The sequence below is a fragment of the Actinomadura kijaniata NBRC 14229 genome, assembly GCF_001552175.1.
Lineage (GTDB): Bacteria > Actinomycetota > Actinomycetes > Streptosporangiales > Streptosporangiaceae > Spirillospora > Spirillospora kijaniata.
In genome coordinates this window covers 1-23454 of record NZ_BCQR01000040.1, presented here as the reverse complement: position 1 = coordinate 23454, position 23454 = coordinate 1, and the positions used below count along the sequence as shown (strand labels likewise).

The 23454-nt window shown below is 72.8% G+C and carries 27 protein-coding genes and 1 riboswitch; of the genes, 12 read left to right on the top strand and 15 right to left on the bottom strand.

Annotation, left to right across the window (positions count from 1 at the left end):
• Position 1 precedes the first annotated feature (1 nt).
• The 4 genes from AKI01S_RS14300 to AKI01S_RS14285 form a co-directional block, all read right to left on the bottom strand.
• Positions 2–484, bottom strand: coding sequence for a hypothetical protein (locus AKI01S_RS14300; RefSeq protein WP_157419837.1), 483 nt, complete (start codon positions 482–484; stop codon positions 2–4).
• A gap of 170 nt (positions 485–654) precedes the next feature.
• On the bottom strand, positions 655–1416 hold the full coding sequence (gene lpxA, locus AKI01S_RS14295; protein WP_067816456.1) for an acyl-ACP--UDP-N-acetylglucosamine O-acyltransferase: 762 nt from the start codon (positions 1414–1416) through the stop codon (positions 655–657).
• Positions 1417–1518: 102 nt separating this feature from the next.
• Positions 1519–2094 carry a dihydrofolate reductase family protein gene (locus AKI01S_RS14290; protein ID WP_067816452.1) on the bottom strand — a complete coding sequence of 192 codons (576 nt, stop codon included), beginning with the start codon at positions 2092–2094 and terminating at the stop codon, positions 1519–1521.
• A 142-nt stretch (positions 2095–2236) separates the two neighbouring features.
• Complete coding sequence (locus AKI01S_RS14285; RefSeq protein WP_067816449.1) at positions 2237–2638, bottom strand: RidA family protein; 402 nt, start codon at positions 2636–2638, stop codon at positions 2237–2239.
• A gap of 112 nt (positions 2639–2750) precedes the next feature.
• Between AKI01S_RS14285 and AKI01S_RS14280 the strand changes: the two genes are divergently transcribed.
• On the top strand, positions 2751–3131 hold the full coding sequence (locus AKI01S_RS14280; RefSeq protein WP_067816446.1) for a winged helix-turn-helix transcriptional regulator: 381 nt from the start codon (positions 2751–2753) through the stop codon (positions 3129–3131).
• Between the two features lie 37 nt (positions 3132–3168).
• Here AKI01S_RS14280 and AKI01S_RS14275 read toward each other — a convergent pair whose 3' ends face one another.
• A complete protein-coding gene (locus AKI01S_RS14275) occupies positions 3169–3801 on the bottom strand; it encodes a TetR/AcrR family transcriptional regulator (RefSeq protein ID WP_218009676.1) in 633 nt (210 codons plus the stop codon).
• Between the two features lie 268 nt (positions 3802–4069).
• Between AKI01S_RS14275 and AKI01S_RS14270 the strand changes: the two genes are divergently transcribed.
• Positions 4070–4537, top strand: coding sequence for a nuclear transport factor 2 family protein (locus AKI01S_RS14270; protein ID WP_067816441.1), 468 nt, complete (start codon positions 4070–4072; stop codon positions 4535–4537).
• A gap of 3 nt (positions 4538–4540) precedes the next feature.
• On the opposite strand, the gene AKI01S_RS14265 is transcribed toward AKI01S_RS14270, so the two are convergent.
• The 3 genes from AKI01S_RS14265 to AKI01S_RS14255 all read right to left on the bottom strand — a co-directional run bounded on the left by AKI01S_RS14265 (position 4541) and on the right by AKI01S_RS14255 (position 8803).
• Positions 4541–5362: a helix-turn-helix transcriptional regulator gene (locus tag AKI01S_RS14265; protein ID WP_067816439.1), complete on the bottom strand. Its 822-nt coding sequence runs from the start codon at positions 5360–5362 to the stop codon at positions 4541–4543.
• A gap of 40 nt (positions 5363–5402) precedes the next feature.
• Positions 5403–7049 (bottom strand): AMP-binding protein, encoded by a 1647-nt coding sequence (locus tag AKI01S_RS14260; protein ID WP_067816436.1) that lies wholly within the window; start codon positions 7047–7049, stop codon positions 5403–5405.
• Between the two features lie 71 nt (positions 7050–7120).
• Complete coding sequence (locus AKI01S_RS14255) at positions 7121–8803, bottom strand: AMP-binding protein (RefSeq protein ID WP_067816434.1); 1683 nt, start codon at positions 8801–8803, stop codon at positions 7121–7123.
• A gap of 137 nt (positions 8804–8940) precedes the next feature.
• Here AKI01S_RS14255 and AKI01S_RS14250 point away from each other — a divergent pair, with 137 nt between their 5' ends.
• The 3 genes from AKI01S_RS14250 to AKI01S_RS14240 all read left to right on the top strand — a co-directional run bounded on the left by AKI01S_RS14250 (position 8941) and on the right by AKI01S_RS14240 (position 10800).
• Positions 8941–9747 carry an SDR family NAD(P)-dependent oxidoreductase gene (locus AKI01S_RS14250; protein ID WP_245681624.1) on the top strand — a complete coding sequence of 269 codons (807 nt, stop codon included), beginning with the start codon at positions 8941–8943 and terminating at the stop codon, positions 9745–9747.
• Positions 9737–10330 (top strand): TetR/AcrR family transcriptional regulator, encoded by a 594-nt coding sequence (locus AKI01S_RS14245; protein WP_067816431.1) that lies wholly within the window; start codon positions 9737–9739, stop codon positions 10328–10330. The genes AKI01S_RS14250 and AKI01S_RS14245 overlap by 11 nt, the downstream gene beginning before the upstream one ends.
• Before the next feature lie 68 nt (positions 10331–10398).
• Complete coding sequence (locus tag AKI01S_RS14240; RefSeq protein WP_067816429.1) at positions 10399–10800, top strand: hypothetical protein; 402 nt, start codon at positions 10399–10401, stop codon at positions 10798–10800.
• Positions 10801–10802: 2 nt separating this feature from the next.
• On the opposite strand, the gene AKI01S_RS14235 is transcribed toward AKI01S_RS14240, so the two are convergent.
• Complete coding sequence (locus AKI01S_RS14235; RefSeq protein ID WP_067816426.1) at positions 10803–11753, bottom strand: alpha/beta hydrolase; 951 nt, start codon at positions 11751–11753, stop codon at positions 10803–10805.
• Between the two features lie 134 nt (positions 11754–11887).
• Here AKI01S_RS14235 and AKI01S_RS14230 point away from each other — a divergent pair, with 134 nt between their 5' ends.
• Positions 11888–12967: a winged helix DNA-binding domain-containing protein gene (locus AKI01S_RS14230; RefSeq protein ID WP_067816423.1), complete on the top strand. Its 1080-nt coding sequence runs from the start codon at positions 11888–11890 to the stop codon at positions 12965–12967.
• 175 nt (positions 12968–13142) lie between these two features.
• On the opposite strand, the gene AKI01S_RS14225 is transcribed toward AKI01S_RS14230, so the two are convergent.
• From AKI01S_RS14225 to AKI01S_RS14200, 6 genes are all read right to left on the bottom strand, one after another.
• Positions 13143–14183, bottom strand: a complete 1041-nt coding sequence (locus AKI01S_RS14225) for a CU044_5270 family protein (RefSeq protein ID WP_083999546.1) — start codon at positions 14181–14183, stop codon at positions 13143–13145.
• The gene (locus AKI01S_RS14220; RefSeq protein ID WP_369688719.1) at positions 14180–14761 is read right to left on the bottom strand and encodes an RNA polymerase sigma factor; all 582 of its coding nucleotides are present in this window, start codon (positions 14759–14761) and stop codon (positions 14180–14182) included. Before AKI01S_RS14220 ends, AKI01S_RS14225 begins: the two co-directional genes overlap by 4 nt.
• Positions 14762–14892: 131 nt before the next feature.
• A complete protein-coding gene (locus AKI01S_RS14215) occupies positions 14893–15660 on the bottom strand; it encodes a group II truncated hemoglobin (RefSeq protein ID WP_067816420.1) in 768 nt (255 codons plus the stop codon).
• Positions 15661–15794: 134 nt separating this feature from the next.
• On the bottom strand, positions 15795–16346 hold the full coding sequence (locus AKI01S_RS14210; protein WP_067816417.1) for a copper resistance CopC family protein: 552 nt from the start codon (positions 16344–16346) through the stop codon (positions 15795–15797).
• The gene (locus AKI01S_RS14205) at positions 16343–17026 is read right to left on the bottom strand and encodes a YcnI family copper-binding membrane protein (RefSeq protein ID WP_157419836.1); all 684 of its coding nucleotides are present in this window, start codon (positions 17024–17026) and stop codon (positions 16343–16345) included. Before AKI01S_RS14205 ends, AKI01S_RS14210 begins: the two co-directional genes overlap by 4 nt.
• 99 nt (positions 17027–17125) lie before the next feature.
• Complete coding sequence (locus AKI01S_RS14200; protein WP_067816410.1) at positions 17126–17677, bottom strand: hypothetical protein; 552 nt, start codon at positions 17675–17677, stop codon at positions 17126–17128.
• A gap of 107 nt (positions 17678–17784) precedes the next feature.
• Positions 17785–18000, top strand: a riboswitch (cobalamin riboswitch).
• 145 nt (positions 18001–18145) lie between these two features.
• Here AKI01S_RS14200 and AKI01S_RS14195 point away from each other — a divergent pair.
• From AKI01S_RS14195 to AKI01S_RS14175, 6 genes are all read left to right on the top strand, one after another.
• Positions 18146–20527 carry a ribonucleoside-diphosphate reductase subunit alpha gene (locus AKI01S_RS14195; RefSeq protein WP_245681623.1) on the top strand — a complete coding sequence of 794 codons (2382 nt, stop codon included), beginning with the start codon at positions 18146–18148 and terminating at the stop codon, positions 20525–20527.
• The gene (locus tag AKI01S_RS14190; protein WP_067816407.1) at positions 20527–21522 is read left to right on the top strand and encodes a ribonucleotide-diphosphate reductase subunit beta; all 996 of its coding nucleotides are present in this window, start codon (positions 20527–20529) and stop codon (positions 21520–21522) included. Before AKI01S_RS14195 ends, AKI01S_RS14190 begins: the two co-directional genes overlap by 1 nt.
• Before the next feature lie 105 nt (positions 21523–21627).
• Positions 21628–21795, top strand: coding sequence for a hypothetical protein (locus AKI01S_RS51690; protein WP_169813961.1), 168 nt, complete (start codon positions 21628–21630; stop codon positions 21793–21795).
• 121 nt (positions 21796–21916) lie between these two features.
• On the top strand, positions 21917–22519 hold the full coding sequence (locus AKI01S_RS14185) for a superoxide dismutase (RefSeq protein WP_067816404.1): 603 nt from the start codon (positions 21917–21919) through the stop codon (positions 22517–22519).
• A gap of 187 nt (positions 22520–22706) precedes the next feature.
• The gene (locus AKI01S_RS14180; protein WP_067816402.1) at positions 22707–23240 is read left to right on the top strand and encodes an RNA polymerase sigma factor; all 534 of its coding nucleotides are present in this window, start codon (positions 22707–22709) and stop codon (positions 23238–23240) included.
• Positions 23237–23454 (top strand): hypothetical protein (locus AKI01S_RS14175; RefSeq protein WP_218009675.1); only part of this gene is annotated, 218 nt, incomplete at its 3' end. The genes AKI01S_RS14180 and AKI01S_RS14175, both read left to right, overlap by 4 nt.

Here is a 23454-nt window from a genome sequence, read left to right as displayed (position 1 = left end):
CTCAGTAGCCGCGCTTGATGCGGGCCTTGACGCTGTAGGTGGTCATTCTCTGCTTGCGGACGATCTTCTGCACCCAGATGTCCCCGGTGGCCTGAGCGCCCTTGACCGTGATCGGCTTGGGCTTGTCGGTGCGCGAGTACGGCGCGACCCGGACGGTGCGCGTGCCGGCCTTGCCCTTCGGGGAGCCGAAGAAGTACCTCACCGATACCCTGGTCAGGGCCGGCGCCTTCCCGATCGCGTAGAGCTCGACGGTGCGCGTGCCGGCCACCTTCCAGTAGCCGTTGACCTGCGCCTGCCTGGGCGCGATCGAGTTCAGGTTCCACTTGTGCTTGGCCGCGGCGACCCCGATCTCCGCGGTGTGCGCGGGAGGCGTGGCGGCGTTGGCCGCGGGCGTGATCGCCCCGGCGGCGACGGCCGCCGCGACGGTCACGACGGTGAGCTTGCGCATGATCATGTCCTCGATCCCGGGTGGGCCCGCCGTCACGGTGTTGAAGATCAATTCGCGGGCGTGGTGATCATGCACCCTGGGGTGGACCGGCGCCAGGTCCCTGGGCACTATCGTCGACCGCCGCGCCCGGCTGCCGTCAGCGTTCTCTGCCGGGTGGCGCCGAGGGAGCGGTGACCGGGCGATGGTCGCCGAAGCGCGCAGGGTGTCTACCCGCGGCGCGGGTGGGCGAAGTCCGTGAGGCCGCGTCTGGACGGGCCCTGGAGGAAGTCGAACATGATCTTCGCGGCCTCGCTCTCGTCGCCGGTCAACGTGCCGTCGCGCGCGGCCCGCAGGGCGGCCCGTACGGCGCGGTCCCGGTGCTCGGGGATCCCGGCGCGCCGCAGCCCCGGGGTGTTGACGCGCCGGTGCCGGGCGGGATGGCCGTCGACCATGCTGAACGGCAGCACGTCCCGGGCCACCGCCGCGGCGCCGCCGACGAACGCGTACGCCCCGATCCGCACGTGCTGGTGGACGCCGGCCATGCCGCCGATCACCGCGCCGTCGGCGATCTCGACGTGTCCGGCCAGCCCGGCGCCCTGGGAGACCACGATCCGGTCGCCGAGCCGGCAGTCGTGGGCCACATGGGCGTTTCCCATGATCAGGCAGTCGGAGCCGATCCGCGTCGGCCGGTCGCCCGTCGCGCGGTGGACGGTCGCCCCCTCCCGGACGACCGTGCGCGCCCCGATCTCCAGGCCGGTCGGCTCACCGCCGTACGCCAGGTCCTGCGGATCCCCGCCCACCACGGCCATGGGCCAGATGCGCACGCCGGTCTCCAGCAGGACCGGTCCCCGCACCACGGCGTGGGCGTGGACGTGGACCCGCGGTCCCAGAACGGCGGGCCCCTCGATGACCGCGAACGGGCCGACCGAGACCGACGGATCGAGTTCGGCGTCGGCGGAGACCACCGCGCTGGGGTGGATGTCCGACACGTGCGCTCCAGGGTCGTTCCGGCCCGCTGCCGGGCGTTCGCCACGCCAGGCTCCCAGTCAGGCACGGCGGACGTAAGAGCGCGATAAGCGATCGGGCCGCCGTCACCGCTCCACGTCGTAGACGAGCTTCGCGACGCCGTTGGAGTAGGTGGCGGAGTCCCGGAGCTTCAGGTTCCGCTTGTCCATGTCCTCGCGGCTGAAGAGGCTCTTTCCGGCTCCCAGCAGCACGGGGAAGACGAGCAGGTTGTACCGGTCGATCAGGTCCGCCTCGGCCAGGCGCCGGGCCAGCTCCGCGCTCCCGTGGATGAAGATCGCCCCGCCCTCCTCCCGCTTGAGCGCCGCGACGTCCTCGACCGAACGCAGGACCGTGATCGGCCCCCAGCCGTCGACCAGCTCGTCGTCGGTGAGCGTCGAGGACACCACGTACTTCGGGAGGTCCTTGTAGGCCGCGTGGTCCTCGGATCCCGGCCAGAACGCCGCGAAGGCGTCGTAGCTGCGGCGACCGAACATCAGGGCCGTCGTCTCGGTCAGCTCCTCGGCCTTGAGCGAGAACGCCTCCGGCACGAAGGGGGTCTGCGCCACCCATCCGCCGCTGCGGTGGCCCTCGGACTTGCCTCCCGGCGAGTCCACCACACCGTCGAGCGACATGAACCCCGTGTAGACCAGTTCCCGCGCCATCGTTCTTCCCCTCGGAATCGGCCGCCCCACCGGCTGCCTGCGTGGTTCCACCTTGCCCGCGGCCGGTTACCGATTCCTTACCGCCTCCCGCCCGGCCCTCCCGTACTCGGCTCGGGGGGCCGGGCCGCGCCCCGCCGGTGGCTCAGGCGGGGAGCCTGGTGTCGACGACGAGGCTGATCTCGACGAGCTGGCCGGGGAAGGTCAGTTCGGTGACGCCGAGGGCCGTGGCGACCGGGCGGTGGTCGCCGAAGTACGCCCGGTTGGCCTCCACCACCGTGTCGGCGTTCCGCTGGAGGCCCACCGCGTACAGGGTCTGCGAGACGACCTGCTCGCGGGTGGCGCCGTAGTGGGCCAGGACCTTGTCGATGTTGGCGTGGGTCCGCCCGAGCTGGGCGGCGAAGTCGCCGGCGTGGACGAACTCGCCCGTCTCGTCGAAGGAGAGCTGCCCGGAGACGTGGATCAGGTCGCCGGACCTGATCGCCTGTGAGTAGCCGAAGTGCCCCTCGGCCGGGATGCCGTGGTCGAAGACGTCGATGGTGGTCACGGTTCCTGCCTTCTGGTCGCGAGAGCCGTGTGCTCTCTTGTGGTTACTCGGGAACTGTAGGAGAGTGTCCGGTGACCTGGAAGAACGAACTTTTCCGGAACCGAGGAACCTGATGGTGACCAAGCAGCTCAAGGGCCTGCCCGAGAACGCGGACCTGAGGCGCGCGGACTCCCTGGCGCGGGAGATCTTCTCGGACGTCGCCAACAAGTGGGCGTTCCTGATCATCGAGGCGCTCGGCGAGCGCACCCTGCGCTTCAGCGAGCTGCGGAACGAGGTCGAGGGCGTCAGCCACAAGATGCTCACCCAGAACCTGCGCATGCTGGAGCGCTACGGCCTGGTCGAACGGGAGGTGCACCCCACCGTGCCGCCGCGCGTGGAGTACACCCTCACCGAGCCGGGCCAGGCCCTGCGGGCCACGGTCGACGGGATGTGCGGCTGGACGCACCGGTACCTCGGGCACATCGAGGCCGCCCGCCGTCGCTTCGACGGCTGACCGTGCCGTCCGGGCGGGCCGGGCCGCCCGGGACGTCTCAGCGGGCGGCGTTCAGCAGCAGGTCGGCGTGGGCCATGATCGGGGCGCGGAGGGCCGGCAGCGAGGTGTGCTCGCCTGCCGCGATCTTCGCGCTGACCAGGCTCGCGACCCCGCCCACCAGCATGCGCGTGGCGAACGCGGGGTCCGGCAGCGCCGCCCACCGCCCGTCGTCCCGCAGCAGCCCGTCCACCAGCTCCACGAACGCCCGCTGCACCTCGAACCGCCGCACCGCCGCGTCCGGCCCCGCCGCGTAGATCTCCAGCAGGAACGTCCGCGCCCGCGCCGGATCCGCCGCCAGCGCCCGCAGGTAACCGGCGACGGCCCGGTCGAACCGCTCCATCGCCGCGCCGTCGGTCCCCGCGGCCTCCGCGACGACCGCCATCATCAGCCCGGCCGCCATGTCGTAGGCGGCCAGGAAGCACGCCTGCTTGTCGGTGAAGTGCTCGTAGAACGTCTCCCGCGACACCCGGGCCCGCTTGATCACGTCGGCGACGGAGACCCGCGCGTACCCCTTCTCGGCCACCGCGTCGATCACGCCCTGCAACAGCCGCTCCCGCTGCGACGCGACCACCTGCTCGCGCGTCAGATGGTGCCGCCCCCGTGGCAGCACGTCATAGCCGAGGGAATCCACAGAAGGCAACGTACCAACCGCTCCCGAGAGGCTAAAATAAACACTTCTGTACACCACGAACATGGTTGTTCGTGGTGGCGGTCCTGGCCGGTCTCCGGTGGTGCCCGGCGGGTCCGTTCGGTCGGCGGCGCGACGGCGGGGGCCGTGCGGCGGGAACGAGCGGGACCGACCCCACCGGAGCCGGTCGGCCCCGCGGGGCCGGGCGGGGCCGGGCGATGATGTCGCGAACCCGCCGGACGCCGCTGCGCCCGCTTCCTACGATCACCACATGCCGAACGACTCCCGCACCATCGTCCGGAACGCCTGGAAGGCGTTCGCCAGCCACGACTCCGGCCGGATCGCCGCGGTCCTCACCGAGGACGCCGAGTGGCGGGCGCCCGAGGGGAACGCGACCGCCGTCGCGCTGGGGTGCCCCAGCCACCTGGTCGGCCGGGAGGCGATCGTGCGCTTCCTCGCCGAGGACTTCCCCCGCTTCTTCGTGCGTGACGTCGAGGTCGTCTTCCACGGGTTCCACGCCGACGGCGACCGCGTGACCGTGGAGGAGACCATGACGGCGACGCTGGCCAACGGCAACCGCTACGTCAACGACTACTGCTTCGTCTTCGAGGTCCGCGACGGCCTGGTGCACCGGGTCCGCGAGTACATGGACACGGCCCGCGGGCATCGCATGATCTTCGGTGGGGATCCGGGCCGATCCGCCGCCCGGCCCGCCGAGCCGTCGTCTCCGGCGCGCTGACCCTCAGGGCAGCAGGCCCGCGCGGCGTGCCGCCGTGACCGCCTCCAGGCGCGTGTGGCTGTCGAGCTTCCGCATCGCCGAGCGCAGGTAGCTCTTCACCGTCTCCGGCAGCAGGCCCAGGCGCCGCGCGGCCTCCGCGTTGGTGCAGCCCACCGCCACCTGCGCGAGGACGTCCAGCTCGCGCGGCGACAGGAGGGGGCCGGCCGGGCGGCGCTCGCCGAGACCGGCGGCGGCCAGGCGGCTGGAGGCCGCCAGCAGGCGCTCCCGGACCTCGGGGTCGCTGGTCTTCTCGGCCAGGCCGCGCAGCTCGGCGTGCACGGCGCGGACCTCCTCCCAGTCGGCCGCGCCGGGGGCGACCGACGGGGGCCGGGTGAGGGCGCGGTCGGCCTCGTCGCGGACGGCGAGGTCCTGCTCCAGGTCGCGGGCGGCGTCCACGGCGGCGGCCACCACCCGGTCGGCCAGCGACAACGGCTCGCGCAGCGCCCCGTACAGCACGCCGCGCACGTTCCGCCGGACCACGACCGGGACCGCGACGACCGACAGCAGGCCCTCGCGGCCGACCGGGCCGTCGTAGTCGTGGCTGATCGTGGACGCCCTCGGGTAGTCGCTGACCCACACCGGGCGGCCCAGCGCCATCGCCTTGCCGCCGAGGCCGCTGCCCTGCCGCACCGCCAGGCCGTGCAGGGAGTCGGTGGTGTTGCCGACCAGCTCGGAGATCCGGATCCGGTCCGCCCCGCACACGACCCCGCCGAACACCACGGGCAGGCCGGTACGGCGGTGCAGCGCCAGCACCGCCGCCCGTACCGCTCCGGCGTCGTCGCTCATGTCGCCAGGATGCCCCGAACGCCCTCCACCGGGGAAGACGTCACGCGTGCCGTTGCTTCGCCGCATCGTGCAGCCCGAGGATGTCCACCGCCTCGGCGCGCATCTGCACCTTGCGGATCTTTCCGGTGACCGTCATCGGGAACTCGTCCACCACATGGACGTAACGCGGGATCTTGTAGTGCGCGAGCCTCCCGGCGCAGAACTCCCGCAGCCCCTCGGCCGTGAGGGGCTCGGCGCCCTCGCGCAGCCGCACCCACGCCATCAGCTCCTCGCCGTACTTGGCGTCCGGAACGCCGATGACCTGCGCGTCCACGATGTCGGGATGGGTGTAGAGGAACTCCTCGATCTCGCGCGGGTAGATGTTCTCGCCACCCCGGATGACCATGTCCTTGATCCGGCCGGTGATGTTGACGTAGCCGTCGGCGTCCATGACGGCCAGGTCGCCGGTGTGCATCCACCGCGCCGCGTCGATGACCTCGGCGGTCTTGTCGGGCTGCTCCCAGTAGCCGAGCATCACCGAGTAGCCGCGCGTGCAGAACTCGCCGGGCGTCCCGCGCGGCACCGTCACCCCGGTCTCCGGATCGACGATCTTGACTTCGAGGTGCGGGTGGACGGTCCCGACGGTGGACACGCGGCGGTCCAGCGAGTCGTCGGCGCGGGTCTGGGTGGACACCGGCGAGGTCTCGGTCATGCCGTAGCAGATCGTCACCTCGGCCATCCCCATCCGCTCGATGACCTGCTTCATCACCTCCACCGGGCACGGCGATCCGGCCATGATCCCGGTGCGCAGCGACGACAGGTCGTGCTCGGCGAACGACGGGTCGTTCAGCTCGGCGATGAACATCGTCGGGACGCCGTACAGCGACGTGCAGCGTTCGGCGGCGACGGCCTCCAGGGTGGCGCGCGGGTCGAACGCCGGGGCCGGGATCACCACGCACGCGCCGTGGCTGGTGGCGGCCAGGTTCCCCATGACCATGCCGAAGCAGTGGTAGAAGGGCACCGGGACGCAGATCCGGTCCTCCTGGTCGTAGCCGCAGCCCTCGCCGACGAAGAAGCCGTTGTTGAGGATGTTGTGGTGCGACAGCGTCGCGCCCTTGGGGAACCCGGTCGTGCCGCTGGTGTACTGGATGTTGATCGGGTCGTCGGCGGTGAGCGTCGCGCCGATCCCGGCCAGGCGGCCGGGGTCCCCGGCGCGGCCCGCCGCCAGCAGCGCGTCCCAGGACTCGCGGCCGAGCAGCACGACGTCCTCCAGCGCCGCGCACCGGGGCCGCACCTGCTCGATCATCGCGGCGTAGTCGGAGGTCTTGAACGCGGGCGCGGCGACGAGGGTGCGGATCCCCGCCTGGTTCAGCACGAACTCCAGCTCGTGGACCCGGTAGGCGGGGTTGATGTTGACGAGGATCGCGCCGATCTTCGCGGTGGCGTACTGGACGAACACCCACTCCGCGCAGTTGGGGGCCCAGATCCCGACCCGGTCGCCCTTGCCGACGCCGAGGTCCAGCAGGCCGAGCGCGACCGTGTCCACCTCGGCGCCGAGCTGGTCGTAGGTCCAGCGGCGGCCGGTCGCGCGTTCGACGAGGGCCTCCCGGTCGGCGAACGCCGCCGCGGTGCGGTCGAAGTTCGCCCCGATGGTGTCGCCGAGCAGCGGCTTGGCGGACGTCCCCGAGGCGTAGGAGAGCTCGGTCATCGCGTTGCTCGTGGAGGGACGACCCCCCACACCCCCCGGCAAGTGCTCCGCTCTTCCTTCGCTTCGCTCAGTCATCGCAGGTCTTCCTCCCGGAACTCGCCCATCGGACGGGCGTCGGCGTTCGGGTGCTTGTCCAGCTCGCTGGCGCGCAGCTCGACGCGGCGGATCTTCCCGGAGATCGTCTTGGGCAGTTCGGCGAACTCCAGCAGCCGTACCCGCTTGTACGGCGAGAGCTGCGCCCGGCTGTGCGCGAAGATCGAGCGGGCGGTCTCGGCGTCGGGCTTCCAGCCCGGCGCGAGCGTCACGTACGCCTTCGGCACCGCCAGCCGCACCGGGTCCGGCGACGGCACGACCGCCGCCTCCGCGACCGCCTCGTGCTCGATCAGCACGCTCTCCAGCTCGAACGGCGAGATCTTGTAGTCGGACGCCTTGAACACGTCGTCGGCGCGGCCCACGTAGGTGATGTACCCGTCGGCGTCGCGGGAGCCGATGTCGCCGGTGTGGTAGCGGCCCCCGGCCGTCGCCTCCGCGGTGCGCCCTTCGTCGCCGTGGTAGCCGACCATCAGGCCGAGGGGGCGGTCGCGCAGGTCGAGGCAGATCTCGCCCTCGTCGCCGGGCTCGCCGGTCACCGGGTCGACGAGCACGACCTCGTAGCCGGGCACCGGGCGGCCCATCGAGCCCGGCCGGACCGGCTGGCCCGGGGTGTTGGCGATCTGCACGGTCGTCTCGGTCTGGCCGAACCCGTCGCGGATCACGACGTCCCAGGCATCCCGCACGCGCTCGATGACCTCGGGGTTGAGGGGCTCCCCGGCGGCGACGACCTCGCGCGGCGGCGACGTGAGCGCCCCGAGGTCGGCCTGGATCAGCATCCGCCACACGGTCGGCGGCGCGCAGAAGCTGGTCACGCCGCACCGGTCCATCTCCCGCAGCAGCCGCGCGGCGTCGAAGCGGGTGTAGTTGAAGATGAAGACGCACGCCTCGGCGTTCCAGGGCGCGAAGACGTTGCTCCAGGCGTGCTTGGCCCAGCCGGGCGAGGAGATGTTGAGGTGGACGTCGCCGGGGCGCAGCCCGATCCAGTACATCGTGGACAGGTGCCCGGCCGGGTAGGACGCGTGGGTGTGCTCCACCAGCTTGGGCCGCGCCGTGGTGCCCGAGGTGAAGTACAGCAGCAGCGTGTCCGACGCCCGCGTGACGCCGTCGGGCTCGAACGCCGCGTCGCCCGCGTACGCCTCGTCGTACCGCAGCCATCCGTCCACGGGCTCACCGACCGCGATCCGCGTGAACGCGCCGTCGATCCCGTCGAACTTGCCGGTGTCCCCGGACCCGGTGACGACGTGCGCGGCGTTCCCCCGCTCGATCCGGTCCCGCAGGTCGGAGGTGCCCAGCAGCGGCGTGCACGGGATCAGCACCGCGCCGAGCTTCATCGCGGCGAGGATCGTCTCCCACAGCTCGACCTGGTTGCCGAGCATGAGGACGAGCCGGTCGCCGCGGCGCACGCCCGCGCCGCGCAGCCAGCCGGCGACCTGGTTCGACCGCCGCGCCAGGTCGGCGAACGAGTACCGCGCCTCGGACCCGTCCTCCTCGACGATCCACAGGGCGGGCCGGTCGTTGCCCTCGGCGATCCGGTCGAACCAGTCGATCGCCCAGTTGAACGCGTCCAGCTCCGGCCACCGGAACTTCTCCCGCGCCCCCGCGTAGTCCTCGCGGTGCTCCAGCAGAAAATCGCGCGCCGCCCGAAACCCGACCGCGGACATGGGAACCTCCTCGTCACGCACCGTTCAAGAGGATGCTCATCCCCCCGTGTGACCCACGCCACCCCCGAACGGGGGTACTTCCTTTTCTAGAGAGATTCTCTAGAGACTTTCTCTGTTCCGGGTTACGCTTCGGCCCCATGGGAGACATGACCGCCGTCGTCACCGGGGCCAACCGGGGGATCGGCCGAGCCGTCGCCGCCGGGCTGCTCGCGACCGGCCACGACGTGGTGCTGGTCGCGCGCGACCGCGCCGCGGGGGAGCGGGCCGTGGCGGAGCTGGGCGGCGGCCGCCTGGTCGTCGGCGACCTGTCCGACCTGCGCGCCGTCCGCGCGACGGCCGGGGCGCTGCGCGAGGCGTGCCCCCGCCTCGACGTGCTGGTCCACAACGCGGGCGTCTGGCCGGGCCGCCGCGTCCTGAACGGCGACGGCCTGGAGCAGGCGTTCGCGACCAACCACCTCGCGCCGTTCGTCCTCAACCTCGAACTGGAACCGCTGCTGCGCGCCTCGGGGACCCGCGTCGTCCAGGTCAGCGCCGGCCTGTACGTGAAGGGCCGCGCCGACCCGGACCGCACGCCGACCGGCGAGGACTTCCACCCGATGCGGACCTACGCCGACACCAAGCTGTGCAACGTCATGATGCTGCCGCTGTGGGCCGACCGCTGGCGCGGCACCGGCGTGACGATCGACGCCGTCCACCCCGGCGTCGTCCGCACCGGCCTCGGCGACCGCGCCGGCGTGCCCGGCGCGCTCCTTCGGGCGGTCAAGCTCCTGTGGAGACCCCCGGCCACCGGGGCGCGGCCGATCGTCCGCCTGGCGGTCGAGGACAGGGGCACCGGCCGCTACTTCCACCTGGACGAGCAGACGTCCCTCGACCCGCCCGCCACCGACGCCGCGCTCGCCCGGCGCCTGTGGGACCAGGCCCTAAAGTACGGGAGTGCCACCTAAGCAGCAGCGGGGCGCGGCGACCGTCCAGAAGGTCCTGAACGCGGCACTGGACCTCGCGGCGGCCGAGGGACCCGGAGCCCTCACGATGACCGCCCTGATCAGCCGGACGGGCGTGAGCAGCGGCAGCCTCTACCACCACTTCGGCAGCGTCGACGGCCTGGCCGCCGCGCTCTACGCCCGCTGCATGGCGAACCTGCTGGACTCCCTCGTCGAGGCGCTGGAGCCCGAGGCGACGGCGCGGGAGGGGGTCGGCGCGTTCGTGCGCGCCTACCTGGCGTTCACCCGCGACCGCCGTTCCGAGGCGTACTTCATCCACGCCTCCTCCCACGCGGGCTACCTGCCCGCCCACGCCGAGCGGATCGCGGCGGAGAAGCGGCCCCGCATGGAGCGGATCGCCGCGTGGCTGCGCCCGTTCGTGGAGTCCGGCGAGCTGGTGGCGCTCCCTGACCCCCTCACGGAGATGCTGGTCGTCGGCCCGGTCGCCGAGACGTCCCGCCGCTGGCTGGCCGGGGACCCGGCCGTGGACCTGGAGACGGCCGCCGAACTCCTGCCCGACCGCGTCTGGAACGCCCTGCGGCGGTGAAGCGGCCCAGTTGGATCGGCCTTGATCGGCTCTTCGGGTGGGCCGCTGTCCGTCCCTAGGGTGGCGGCATGATGCGAACGCGATGGATCCCCGGCCCCGCCGCGGACACCGAGGGACCCGTGCTGGTCAGCGTCACCGAGTTCACCGGCGACGCGTTCCGGGACGTCCCGGCGATCTACCGCGCGGGCCTGGAGCTGAGCCGCGCCTGGCCGCGGCTGGACGGCGCGGTCGGGACGTGGCTGTGGGCCCGCCCGCTCGGGCGGGCCAGCGGCTCGGTGTCGGTGTGGGAGGACGAGGCGGCGCTGCGCCGCTTCGTCTCCTGGGCGCCGCACGTGGCGATCGTGCGGCGGTTCCGGGACCGCGGGCGGGTACGGGCGACGACCTGGCACGCCGACCGGTTCGCCGGGGACGAGGCCTGGCGCGAGGCCGTCCGGTTCCTGGAGGACCGGACGGCCTCCGCCCCCGTGTGACGTCACACGGCGAACGCCCGCCGGACCGCCGCCAGCATCTCCCGCCGCATCCGGGCGCTGACCTCCGCGCCCTCGAAGATGCCGTGCGGGACGCCCGGGTGGACGTGGAGCTCGACCGGGACCCCGGCCCGCGTCAGCCGCCGCGCGTACTCGATGTCCTCCTCCAGGAACAGGTCCAGCGCGCCGACGCTCACGAACGCCGGGGGCAGCCCGCCCAGGTCCTCGCACCGGGCGGCGACCGCGTACGGGGCCACGCCGTCGCGGCCGGGCTCGTGGCCCAGCAGGCTGGACCAGCCGAACGCGTTGGACGCCCGCGTCCACCGGAACTCCCCGGTGTGGGGGTGCGGGTCGCTCTCGGTGACGGTGCGGTCGTCGAGCATCGGCACGAACAGCGCCTGCAACACCAGCGGGATCCGCCCCTCGTCCCGGACCTTCTGCGCCAGCGTCGCGGCCAGCCCGCCGCCCGCGCTCACCCCCGCCACGGCGATCCGCGCCGGGTCGACGCCCAGGTCGGCGGCGTTGCCGTGCAGCCAGGACAGTGCCGCGTGGCAGTCGTTCACCGGGCCGGGGTGCGGGGTCTCCGGGGCGAGCCGGTAGTCCACCGACACCACGACGCAGCCGATCTCGGCGGCGAGGGGCACGACGGCGGCCTGGTCCCAGTCCGCGCTGCCCAGCACGTACCCGCCGCCGTGGATCCACAGCAGCGCGGGCAGCGGCTCCCCGGCCCCGGCGGGCCGGGTGACCAGGACCCGGACGTCCGGATCGCCCGCCCGGCCGGGGACCCGGCGCTCCCCGACGACCAGCCCGTCCGGCGGCGGGGGCACGGGCTGCTCCTCCTGGAACCGCCGCCGGGCCTCCCGGACCGCCGGGAGGTTCCCGGCGCTCAGCTCGATCGTCGGGACGAGGTCGATCAGCGAGGCGATCTGCGGGTCGAGGAGATGGCGCGTGTCCACGGCGGCCCTTTCCGGAGAGGCGGAGGATCCCGGGTCATTGTGCTGTGCGCCGGGTGGACGCCGCCCGCCGGGCCCGCACGCCCGGGGCCGAGCCCTACGCTGGCCTTCCGCACCGCCCTGGAGAAGGAACGCCCGTGATCCTGTCCCGCCGTGCCCTCAACCGTGCGACGCTCGCCCGCCAGCTCCTCCTGGAACGCGTGCGGAAGCCGGTCGTCGAGACCGTCGAGCACCTGGTCGGCCTCCAGGCGCAGACCCCGCACACCTGGTACCACGGGCTCGCCGCCCGGCTCGACGGGATCCGGCCCGAGGAGGTCGCGGCGCTGCTGGTGGACCGCCGCCTGGTGCGCATCGCGCTGATGCGCTCCACGATCCACCTGGTCAGCGCCGACGACTGCCGGTGGCTGCGCCCGCTGGTCCAGCCGGTCCTGGACCGCGACCTGTTCCACAACAGCCTGCACGGCAAGCCGGTCCAGGGCCTCGACATGGACGAGCTGGTCACCGCCGCCCGCCCGATCCTGGAGGAGAGGCCCCGCACCGCCAAGGAGCTGGGCGCGCTGCTGGGCGAACGCTGGCCCGACCGCGCGCCCGCCTCCCTCGCCTACGCCGCCCGCAACCGGATGGCCCTGGTCCAGGTCCCGCCGCGGGGCGTGTGGGGGGCCAGCGGCCCGATCGCCCACACCACCGCCGAGCACTGGCTCGGCGCGCCCCTCGACGCCGGCGCCACCCTGGACCGCATGGTGCTGCGCTACCTGGCGGCGTTCGGCCCGGCGTCGGTGATGGACGTGCAGGCGTGGTCCGGCCTGACCCGCCTCAAGGAGGTGGTGGAGCGCCTCCGCCCCCGGCTGGTGACGTTCCGGAGCGAGGACGGCCGCGAGCTGTTCGACCTCCCCGACGCGCCCCGCCCCGACGAGGACACGCCCGCCCCCGCCCGCCTGCTGTACGACTTCGACAACCTGCTGCTGTCACACGCCGACCGCTCCCGCTTCGTCACCGGGGAGCACCTCGCCGCGGCGAGGAGACGCCCCAACCTCGTCCCCGGCACGATCCTGCTCGACGGCGTGACGGCGGGGGAGTGGAACCTCACGGACGAGACCCTGACGCTCCGGCCCCACACCTCGTTCACCGGCGAGGACGAGGAGGCCCTGACCGCCGAGGCGCACCGCCTCCTCGACTTCGCCGGGGCCACCGACCGCGACGTCCGTCTCGGAGACTAGAGCCTGTTTCGAAGGGGGCCTGGGCCACGCACGCGAGCGCGTTACCTGACCTGCGGGTCCGAGGCCGGAGGCGAGGACCCGCGGGTCAGATCGCGAAGCGATGTCGCGCTCGCCAAGGCCTGGTGAGGCGCGAGCCCCCGGGCGAGCGCCGTGGGCCAGGGCTTGGAAACACGGCCTAGCAGCGGTCGTCCCGGGGCCGCTCGACCCGCGGAACGGTGTCGGTCACGGTCACCGACAGTTGCGCGGTCGACCCGATGAGGCTGCCGACCGGGGCCTTCGCCTGCGCCGCGTCCACGACGACCTCGCGCTCGCCCAGCAGCGCGTAGGTCCTCCGGTCGAAGATCAGGTCCTTGCGGATCCCCCGGTCGACCCGGCCCACGCCCAGCCCGGTGCGCCGCGCGGCGTCCTGCGCCCCGCCCACCGCGTCGACGCCCGGGATCGTGGCGATCGCCCGGAACAGCGCGGCCCGCTGCGCGCGCGGCAGGTACGTCTCGCGCAGCAGGTCACCGGCCCGCTCCCAGGCCCGCGTGTCCGGGGACCCGTCGCCCGGAGCGGCGTACAGATGGGCGCGCATCCCCCTGACATCGGCCGGCAGCCGGGACAGCGCCGTGTAGTCGGTGCCGAGGTCGGCGTTCCTGCAGTACTGGAGGTGGACCCAGTCGGTGCCCTTGTCGGCGAACGCCGCGCGCGGCACCGGCCACCCCGGGTACGCCTTGGGCGGCAGATGAGTGATCTTCAGTACGTCCGGGCTCCCGGCCCGCACGGGCCGCCAGATCACCCGGTCGGTCCGGTACAGGTAGCGTCCCTGCCTCCCCGTGTCGCCGTCGTTGCTCTCGGCGCTGAACATGGTCTGCGAGACGACCTTGACGTACTGCCCGGGACGCGGCGCCAGTTCGTCCCCCGCACGGGCGGCACGCCCCAGGACCTGCGTCGCCGACATCGGCGCGGCCCCCGCCAGCGTGACCACCGGGTCGGCGCCCTCGTGCGCGGCGGCGAGCCGTCCCCGCTCCGGTCCGCCGGGCACGGCGACCACCAGCGCCACCGACGCGGCACCGGCCGCCAGCAGCGCCCCTCCGGCGGCGAACCCGGCGCGCCGCCGCCGCACCGAACGCGGCGTCGCCCGCCGTTCCAGCCTCCGCCGCGCCTCGGCCATGGCCTCCGCCGAGTAGGGGGCGGCCTCGGGCCGGGCCTCACGGAACAGTTCGATCTCGTTCATCGGGACTCCCCCAGGGCTCGGCGGATCTTGGCTCGGGTGCGGGACAGGCGCGACCGGACGGTGCCCACCGGGATCCCCAGCGCGACCGCCGCGTCCTCGTACGACAGCTCGGCCCAGGCGACCAGCAGGAACAGTTCCCGTTCCCGGGCCTTCAACCCGGCCAGCGCCGCCGCCAGCCTCGGCTGGAGTTCCCGTGCGTCGATCCGCGCGACGCTGCGTTCCTCGAACGCCTCCCCGTCCGGTCCGGTCACCCGCGCCAACGCCCTCAACCGCCGCGTCTCGGTCCGCCGGTGCTTGGCGATGAGGTTGGCGGCGATCCCGTACAGCCACGGCCGGGCGTCCTCCCGCCGCAGGTCGTAGCGTCCGCGCTTGCGGAAGGCCACCAGGAAGGTCTCGGCCGTCACATCGTCGGCGAGCGCCACCGCGTCCGCTCCCAGCCGCCGCGCCGCGTACCGGTGGATCTCCCTGGAGTACCGGTCGAACAGCACGGAGAACCGCTCCGGCACCTCCCACGACTCCCGGATGACCGCGGCGTCCCCCGCGACGACCCTCATCCCGCCCACTGCGGCGGCGCTCACCACGCGCCGTTCCCGTTCATTTCGGTGCAAGCTCCGTTCCGGGGCGCCCACGCACCCTCACCCGGTACTCACCCGCACCGACCCCCGGGTTCCCACATTCCCGGGGGTTCCGCGTCCCGTGGGGCCGGAGGTCAGGAGTTCGGGATGTAGGGCGGGGCCACGCCCCAGCCCCAGTGCGGCATCGGGGCCTCCAATGCCGGGGTCGCGTCGGGCCGGGAGTTGCCGCGGGCCAGGCGCGTGCCCCACTCGACGTAGCTCGCGAACGCCGCGCGGAACTCCGGGTCGTCGGGCAGGCCGACCTCGTCGGCGGCGTCCATCAGCAGGTTCACCCAGCGGCGGCGCTGCGGCTCGGTGATCGCCTTGCCCAGGTGCCGGCGGACCATGTGGGCGTAGCCGCCGCGCTCGGCGCTGTACCGCTCCGGGCCGCCGAACACCTCCGACAGCCACATCGCCACGTACCGGGGGTGCCCGGGGTCCATGCCCGCGAACAGCGGTCCGATCAGGTCGTCCTTCAGGACCTTGCCGTAGAACGTCTCGGTCAGCCGCTCGAACGCCGCGCTCCCCCCGGCCCACGCGTACATCGTCGGGACGGACCCGCCCGTCCCGCGCACGGCGGTCGGCTCGTAGTGCCGCATCTCCTCGATGCTCTCCACGTACGGCCTGATCTCGGCGAAGAACGCCGGGAAGTGCTCGCCCTTCCGGAAGCCCTCCAGATGGTCGGCCGCCGACGTCCAGGTGATCCGCAGGACGTACCGTCCGGGCTCGTCCACGCAGCGGGTCAGCTCGTAGTCCACGCACTGCGGCGCGGCGGTCAGCGCGCGGGCGGCCCGCCCGTACGCCTCCTCGAAGGCGGCGGCGTCGGCCTCCGCGATCCGGTACCGGATGTATTCGACGATCATGCGCTCACGCTCTCGGTCGATGGCCGGGAGCCTCATGTAATCATGTAATCAACGCAAGAGAGATCATCTCTGCGAAAAAGGCGGGACGCCCGGCGGGAACCCCCGCCGGGCGTCCGTCGGACCCGTTCCGCGGATCAGCCGCGCGGCGACCGCCGCGCCCAGGCGACACCGCCCGCCACGGCCGCCACCAGCACGGCGCCCAGCCCGATCCACAGCCAGCCGCCCGACCCGGACGACGACTCCTTCTTCCCGGCGACCGCCGTCGACGTGCTCGCCGGGGACGGGGCGGGAGCGGACGAACCCGAGGCCGTCGGCGACGCGGCCGCGGCCCCCTTCACGGTGAACGTGAAGCTGCCCGACACCGGGTGCCCGTCCAGCGACACGACCCGCCACCCCACGGTGTACCGGCCGTTCGGCAGGCCGGGCTTCACCGGCAGCGTCACCTTGTTGTCGGTGGCCTCGGCCGCGCCCGCGCCGTACTGGACCCCGGCCTCGCCGGTGAGGATGACCTTCGGCAGCGAGATCGCCTGCGTGTAGGTCAGCACGATCTCCTTCGGCGCCTCGACGGTGGACCTGGCGGCCGGGTTCGAGGAGCGCAGCGCGGTGTGAGCCGAGGCGGGCGCGGCGGGCAGGGCCAGCGCCAGCGCGGCCCCGGCGGTCAGCGCCGCCAGCCTGCGGTGCCTCATGCCCGACGCCCCCGCACCAGGCCGAACGCCCCGACGATCAGGCCGAGCACGCCGATCGCGATGCCGATCCCGCCCAGCATCCGGGCGGTGCCGTCGTCGGCGGAGGAGGCGGCCACCGGCCTGGCGGCGGCGGCCAGTCCCCGGGCGGGCTCCGTGGACCCCTTCGCCGCGAGCTTCAGCACCGGCGCGGGGTGCTCGGGCTCCTCCTTGCCCGGCTCGGCCGGCTGGTCCCACCTGACGACCTCGCCGCCCTCATAGGTCTGCTCGGCCTTGAACGCCAGCTGGTCCACGTCGGTCGGCAGCGGCCCCATCGACACGTCGAACTCCTGGAACTGCCCCTTGTCGATCTTCCCGCCGGACCAGGTGATCCGGGAGACCGCCTCGGTGAGGTTCGCGCCGTGCACGTTGATCGGCGTCTTGAGCCTGCTCTTCTCCACCTTCACCGACCAGCCCGGCACCGGCCGCACCGACACGAACGCGATCGGGTGGTCCACCGGCAGGTCGACCTGGACCTTGGTGGTCCCGGCGTCGTCGCGCTCGTTCGGCACCCGGAACGCGACCTTGGTGAAGCCGCCCTGCTCGGCGGTGCCGGGGTTGACGGTGACGTGCGCGGACGCGACGCCCGCCAGCCCGACCACCGACACCGACGCCAGCGCCGCCACCGCGGCGAACCTGGACATGCCCGAAGAGAACCGTGATGACATGGTGAAACTCCGTTCGAGAAGCACGTGAAGAACCCGAACGCGCCGGCGGCGCGCCCGGTGACGTACGGCGCTCCCTCAGAGCGCCCTCGAACGGAGCGGCGGCCCCCGCCGGACGACCTGGTGCCGCAGCGCCCGCCCCACGGGCACGGGCACGTCCGTCACCGGCATCACGGGGATACGGGCGGGAGGCGCCGGGGGTTCGACGACGAGCGGCGGCGCCGGCCGGAACGTCAGCCGGCGCGCCAGCGACCACAGGGCCCGTTCGCCGCGCCGCAGCCACCACGCCGCCAGCGCGGCGGCCGCGACGTGCGCGAACGTCATCGTCCAGCCGGAGTCCCGCCCGGGCATCAGGGAGCCGCCGTGATGCCCGGACCCCAGGGCGGCGTCCGCGTACAGCGTGTGCAGCGCGAACTGCCCGCCCAGCAGCCCCCCGAAGATCGTCGGGAGGGACCGCTCGTGCCCGGCCAGCGCCCAGGTGACCCCGAGCGTTCCCGCGAACCCCGCCAGCACCGCCCACGCGGGCACCGCGTGCGACGACGCCAGCCCGTGCCCGAGGGTCGCCAACGCGACCACGACGGTGGCGAACAGCACCGCCCGGGAGGCACGGAAGAACGGCTGCGGGGACATGGCGGCCCCATGGTCCCACCTCCGGACGAAAGGCACCACCCGACCCCCGCCCTGGGGCTGTGACACGCCCTACATGTTGGGGTTGTGCGTCACCCGTCATCAAGATGTAGGGTCATGCCCGTGCTGGTTCGCCCCAGCCGTCCCAGACGGCACGGGCGTCGCAAGAGGGAACCCGGTGCGAGTCCGGGACTGCCCCGCAGCGGTGAGCGGGAACGACCGCCGTCACATGCACTGACCCCGGGCACGGGGGCGGGAAGCGACGGCCAGTAGGAGCGCGCAGTGCGCCCGCGAGTCCGAAGACCTGCCAGCTCCGCCGTGGACGCGGTCCACGGCGAAGGGAGCCCGGAGGGCTCTCGTACGTCCAGGTCTCGCGGGAGGACCGGGGGCGGTGCGCGGCATGCCGGAGACCGGCGGTCCGCGCGTCGTTCGCATGCCCTCGCGGGACGAGCTCGCGAGGGGAAAGAGCACGTGACCCAGGAACTGATCGCGCCACCGGCCGGTGTCCTCACCGGGACCGCCGAGGCCGTCAGCGTCGCACCCGCCCAGGCCACGCCGGTCGAGCGCCTGGCCGAGCAGGTGGAACGCGCCTGCGCCGGGCTGCCGGACGCCGACCCGGCCCGGGTGCTGGCGGCGGTGCGCGCGAACGGGGGAGTGGACGCCGCCGGCCTGCGCGACCTGGCCATCGGCGAGGCGGCCGCGCTGGTCGGCGTCGAGCCCGCCTACTCCCGGGTCGCCGCCCGGCTGCTCGGCGCGAAGATCGCCGACGAGGCGGCGGCGGAGGGCGTCCGCTCGTTCGCCGGCTCGGTCGCCGTCGCGCACCGCGAGGGCCTGCTGTCGGACGCGCCCGCCGCGTTCGTCGCCGCCCACGCCGACGCGCTGAACGCCCTGGTGGACGAGGCCGCCGACGACCGGTTCGAGTACTTCGGCCTGCGCACCGTCTACGACCGCTACCTGCTGCGCCACCCGAGGACCCGGCGCGTCGTGGAGCGCCCCCAGTACTTCCTGATGCGCGTCGCGGTCGGCCTGTCCGACACCGTCGAGGACGTCCGCGAGCTGTACGCGCTGCTCAGCACCCTGTCCTACCTGCCGAGCTCGCCCACCCTGTTCAACTCGGCGGCCCGCCGCCCCCAGCTGTCGTCGTGCTTCCTGCTCGACTCCCCGAGGGACGAACTGGAGTCGATCTACGAGCGGTACGCGCAGGTCGCGCGGCTCAGCAAGTACGCGGGCGGCATCGGCGTCTCCTGGAGCCGGATCCGGTCCCGGGGCTCCCTCATCCGGGGCACCAACGGCCACTCCAACGGCATCGTCCCGTGGCTGCGCACCCTCGACTCCTCGGTCGCCGCCGTCAACCAGGGCGGACGCCGCAAGGGCGCGGCCTGCGTCTACCTGGAGCCGTGGCACGCCGACGTCGAGGAGTTCCTCGAACTGCGCGACAACACCGGCGAGGAGGCCCGCCGCACCCACAACCTCAACCTCGCCAACTGGATCCCCGACGAGTTCATGCGCCGCGTCGAGGCCGACGCGCGGTGGTCGCTGTTCGACCCCAAGGAGACGCCCGAGCTCGTCGACCTGTGGGGCGAGGAGTTCGACGCCGCCTACCGCCGCGCCGAGGCCGAGGGCCGGTACGTCCGCCAGGTCCCCGCCCGCCGCCTGTTCGGCAGGATGATGCGCACCCTCGCCGAGACCGGCAACGGGTGGATGACGTTCAAGGACGCCGCCAACCGCGCCTGCAACCAGACCGCCGAGCCCGGCAACGTCGTCCACCTGTCCAACCTGTGCACCGAGATCCTGGAGGTCACCAGCGACGGCGAGACCGCCGTGTGCAACCTCGGCTCGGTCAACCTCGGCGCGCACGTCTCCGGCGACGACCTGGACTGGGAACGCCTCCGCTCCACCGTCCGCACCGCCGTCCGCTTCCTGGACCGCACCATCGACCGCGGCTTCTACCCGACCGCCGAGGCCGAGGGCGCCAACCGCAAATGGCGGCCGGTCGGTCTCGGCGTGATGGGCCTGGCCGACGTGTTCTTCAAGCTGCGGCTGCCGTTCGACTCGGCCGAGGCCAGGGCGCTGTCCACGCGCATCGCCGAGGAGATCGCCCTCGCCGCCTACGACGCCTCCGCCGACCTGGCCGCCGAACTCGGCGCGCTGCCCAACTACGCCGCCACCCGCACCGCGCGCGGTGAGCTCCACGTCGACCACTTCCCGGACGCGGCGATCACCCGTCCCGACGCGTGGGACGCCCTGCGCGCCAAGGTCGCCGAGCACGGCCTGCGCAACTCCCTGCTGATCGCCATCGCGCCGACCGCCACCATCGCGTCGATCGCGGGCTGCTACGAGTGCGTCGAGCCGCAGGTGTCCAACCTGTTCAAGCGCGAGACCCTGTCCGGCGAGTTCCTCCAGATCAACAACTACCTGGTCGCCGACCTCAAGCGCCTCGGCCTGTGGGACGCCGCCACCCGCGACGCCATCAAGCGCGCCAACGGCTCCCTCCAGGGCCTGGCCGACCTGCCCGCCGACCTGCGCGAGCTGTACCGCACCGCCTGGGAGCTGCCGCAGAAGGCGCTGATCGACCTGGCGGCGGCGCGGACCCCGTTCATCGACCAGAGCCAGTCGCTCAACCTGTTCATGGAGACGCCGACCATCGGCAAGCTCTCCTCGATGTACGCCTACGCCTGGCGCAGCGGCCTGAAGACCACCTACTACCTGCGCTCCCGCCCGGCGACCCGCATCGCCCAGACCACCATCACCCAGGCCACCGGCGCCCACACCACCGGCGCGCGCACCGCCCCGGATGCCGAGGCGGTCGCCTGCTCCCTTGAGAACCCCGAGACCTGCGAGGCCTGCCAGTGATGCTGCTCGACCCGGGCATGGACCTGACCCTGCGGCCCATGCGCTACCCCGACTTCTACGAGCGCTACCGCGCGGCGATCCGCAACACCTGGACGGTCGAGGAGGTCGACCTGGCCTCCGACCTGGCCGACCTGGCGCGCCTCACCCCCGAGGAGCTGCACCTGGTCAACCGGCTGGTCGCGTTCTTCGCCACCGGCGACTCGATCGTCGCCAACAACCTGGTGCTCAACCTCTACAAGCACGTCAACGCGCCCGAGGCCCGCCTCTACCTGTCCCGGCAGCTGTTCGAGGAGGCCGTCCACGTCCAGTTCTACCTGACCCTGCTGGACACCTACCTGCCCGACCACGACGAGCGCGTCCGGGCGTTCGCCGCGATCGAGCACATCCCCTCGATCCGCGCCAAGGCCGAGTTCTGCTTCAAGTGGATCGACTCGATCAACCGCCTGGACGAGCTGCGCACCGCCGCCGACCGGCGTGCGTTCCTGCTCAACCTGATCTGCTTCGCCGCGTGCATCGAGGGCCTGTTCTTCTACGGGGCCTTCGCCTACGTGTACTGGCTGCGCTCGCGCGGCCTGCTCAACGGCCTGGCCTCGGGCACCAACTGGGTGTTCCGCGACGAGAGCATGCACATGGAGTTCGCGTTCTCCGTCGTGGACACCGTCCGCGCCGAGGAGCCCGAGCTCTTCGACGCCGCGATGACGCGCCAGGTCACCGAGATGATCGACGAGGCCGTCGAGGCGGAGCTGGCGTTCGCCCGCGACCTGTGCGGCGACGGCCTGCCCGGCATGAGCGCCGACGACATGCGCCGCTACCTGGAGTACGTCGCCGACCAGCGCCTCGCCCGCCTCGGCCTGCCGGTCCGCTACGGCACCGAGAACCCGTTCGCGTTCATGGAGCTCCAGGACGTCCAGGAGCTGTCGAACTTCTTCGAACGCCGCGTGTCGGCCTACCAGATCGGCGTCGAAGGGGCGGTGGCGTTCGACGAGGCTTTCTGATCCGCCAGGTGAGAGAAGCGTCCCTCCGGGTAGGAGCAACGTCCAGCAACCTTCGCCGGGGTGCCGTTCGTTGAACGGGCGAGCACCTCGCTGAGGAGGAACGGAATGCCTCTCGCCGACCGAATCAGACGCTTCCTGCGCAGCCCGCAGGGCCAACGCGCGCGCAACCGGGCCGGGCAGATCGCCCGCGACCCGCGCAACCAGGCCAAGGCCCGCAGTCTCCTGGCCCGCTTCCGCGGCAAGGGCGGCGGCGGCCACGGACGCCGCTACTGAGAGAACCGCCACCCGCGAACCCACCGGCCCGTCCCGCTCCCCGGAGCGGGGCGGGCCTTCTCATGCCCACACGCACCTGCGAACTGGACTTACCTGCGAATGACTTGCAATAGTAGAGATCATGTCGAACTACACGCTGCCCGACCTCCCTTACGACTACGCGGCCCTCGAACCCGCCATCACCGGCGAGATCCTGGAGCTGCACCACGCCAAGCACCACGCGGCCTACGTCAAGGGCGCCAACGACACGTTGGAGAAGCTCGCCGAAGCGCGCGAGAAGGAGCAGTTCGGCGGTCTGGTCGGCCTGGAGAAGACCTTCGCGTTCAACCTCTCCGGCCATGTGCTCCACTCGATCTTCTGGGAGAACCTGTCCCCGGACGGCGGCGACCGCCCCGACGGGGAACTGGAGGCCGCCATCGACGAGCACTTCGGCTCGTTCGAGGCGTTCCGGAAGCAGCTTTCGACCGCCACCGCCACCGTGCAGGGCTCCGGCTGGGGCGTCCTGGCGTGGGAGCCGCTCGGCAGGCGCCTGGTGGTCGAGCAGGTGTACGACCACCACGGCAACGTCGGCATGAACACCACCCCGCTGCTGGTGTTCGACGCCTGGGAGCACGCGTACTACCTCCAGTACCGCAACGTGCGCCCCGACTACGTCCAGAAGCTCTGGGACCTCGTCAACTGGGACGACGTGAAGGCCCGCTTCGACAAGGCGCGCAACGCGTAAGCGAGCCGGCGCCGAAGGACGTGCGGCGCCCACCAGGCCGGGATCGTGCTCAGAACCTTTCCTTGCGGCCTGGCGGGCGCCGCACTTTTTCTTCCCCGGTTCCCCGCGTCGACCGGAAGGAGGACCGCCTGTAAGAAAGCGAGGTGATCTCGGGGGTACCGGGTGACACCCGAGAGGAGGTGGTGACGTGGACGCCGACGTCGAGCGCTTCACGGCCATCTACCGGAAGCACTATCCCAAGGTCCTTAGCTACGCGCTCGCCCATGACGCGCGGGCGGTCGCCGAGGACGTGGCCAACGAGACGTTCCTGACCGCCTGGCGCAAGCTCGACCAGGTGCCGGACGACGACCCGTTGCCCTGGTTGTTCGGCGTGGCGCGGCGGCACCGGCTGAAACAGCGCGACGCCGGACGGCGGCACGCGACGATCGCCGAGCGGGCCCGGCGGATGAGGTCCGAGCACGGCGCCGACACCGGCGAGGTGGTCGCCGAGCGGGAGGCGGGACTGGCCGCGTTCGCGGCGCTTCCCGAACGCGACGCCGAGGCGCTGGTCCTGAGCGCCTGGTACGGCTTCTCGGCCGGGCAGGCCGCGCGGGTGCTCGGCTGTTCCACGGCGACGTACTTCGTCCGCCTGCACCGGGCGCGCAAGCGGCTCGCCCGCCTGCTCTCGACCTCCGACCACGCCTCTTTTCCGCACCCGGCCCTGGAAGGACAGCGCGGATGAACACCGTCGACCGCACCGTCGCCTCGCTCAAGCCCGCCGTGCTCGACGCCGTGGAGAACACCCCGGCGGACGAGTCGCGCATCCCCGCGCTCACCGCCGCCTCGCGGGAGCGGTCGCGGCGGCGCCTCCCGAAGCTGCCGATCGCGCTGGCCGCCGGGGCCGCGGTGGCGGCCGCGGGCGTCACGGCCGTCACCCTCCGGCCCGACGGCGGCGC

What these genes read in the sequence shown, in the direction of transcription:
- AKI01S_RS14215 (WP_067816420.1), bottom strand. Translation starts at nt 15,660, where the DNA reads ATGATCGTCGAATACATCCGGTACCGGATCGCGGAGGCCGACGCCGCC.
- AKI01S_RS14210 (WP_067816417.1), bottom strand. Translation starts at nt 16,346, where the DNA reads ATGAGGCACCGCAGGCTGGCGGCGCTGACCGCCGGGGCCGCGCTGGCG.
- AKI01S_RS14250 (WP_245681624.1), top strand. Translation starts at nt 8,941, where the DNA reads ATGGGAGACATGACCGCCGTCGTCACCGGGGCCAACCGGGGGATCGGC.
- AKI01S_RS14240 (WP_067816429.1), top strand. Translation starts at nt 10,399, where the DNA reads ATGATGCGAACGCGATGGATCCCCGGCCCCGCCGCGGACACCGAGGGA.
- AKI01S_RS14185 (WP_067816404.1), top strand. Translation starts at nt 21,917, where the DNA reads ATGTCGAACTACACGCTGCCCGACCTCCCTTACGACTACGCGGCCCTC.
- AKI01S_RS14225 (WP_083999546.1), bottom strand. Translation starts at nt 14,183, where the DNA reads ATGAACGAGATCGAACTGTTCCGTGAGGCCCGGCCCGAGGCCGCCCCC.
- AKI01S_RS14265 (WP_067816439.1), bottom strand. Translation starts at nt 5,362, where the DNA reads ATGAGCGACGACGCCGGAGCGGTACGGGCGGCGGTGCTGGCGCTGCAC.
- AKI01S_RS14255 (WP_067816434.1), bottom strand. Translation starts at nt 8,803, where the DNA reads ATGTCCGCGGTCGGGTTTCGGGCGGCGCGCGATTTTCTGCTGGAGCAC.
- AKI01S_RS14280 (WP_067816446.1), top strand. Translation starts at nt 2,751, where the DNA reads ATGGTGACCAAGCAGCTCAAGGGCCTGCCCGAGAACGCGGACCTGAGG.
- AKI01S_RS14200 (WP_067816410.1), bottom strand. Translation starts at nt 17,677, where the DNA reads ATGTCCCCGCAGCCGTTCTTCCGTGCCTCCCGGGCGGTGCTGTTCGCC.
- AKI01S_RS14190 (WP_067816407.1), top strand. Translation starts at nt 20,527, where the DNA reads ATGCTGCTCGACCCGGGCATGGACCTGACCCTGCGGCCCATGCGCTAC.
- AKI01S_RS51690 (WP_169813961.1), top strand. Translation starts at nt 21,628, where the DNA reads ATGCCTCTCGCCGACCGAATCAGACGCTTCCTGCGCAGCCCGCAGGGC.
- AKI01S_RS14290 (WP_067816452.1), bottom strand. Translation starts at nt 2,094, where the DNA reads ATGGCGCGGGAACTGGTCTACACGGGGTTCATGTCGCTCGACGGTGTG.
- AKI01S_RS14260 (WP_067816436.1), bottom strand. Translation starts at nt 7,049, where the DNA reads ATGACCGAGCTCTCCTACGCCTCGGGGACGTCCGCCAAGCCGCTGCTC.
- AKI01S_RS14205 (WP_157419836.1), bottom strand. Translation starts at nt 17,026, where the DNA reads ATGTCCAGGTTCGCCGCGGTGGCGGCGCTGGCGTCGGTGTCGGTGGTC.
- AKI01S_RS14270 (WP_067816441.1), top strand. Translation starts at nt 4,070, where the DNA reads ATGCCGAACGACTCCCGCACCATCGTCCGGAACGCCTGGAAGGCGTTC.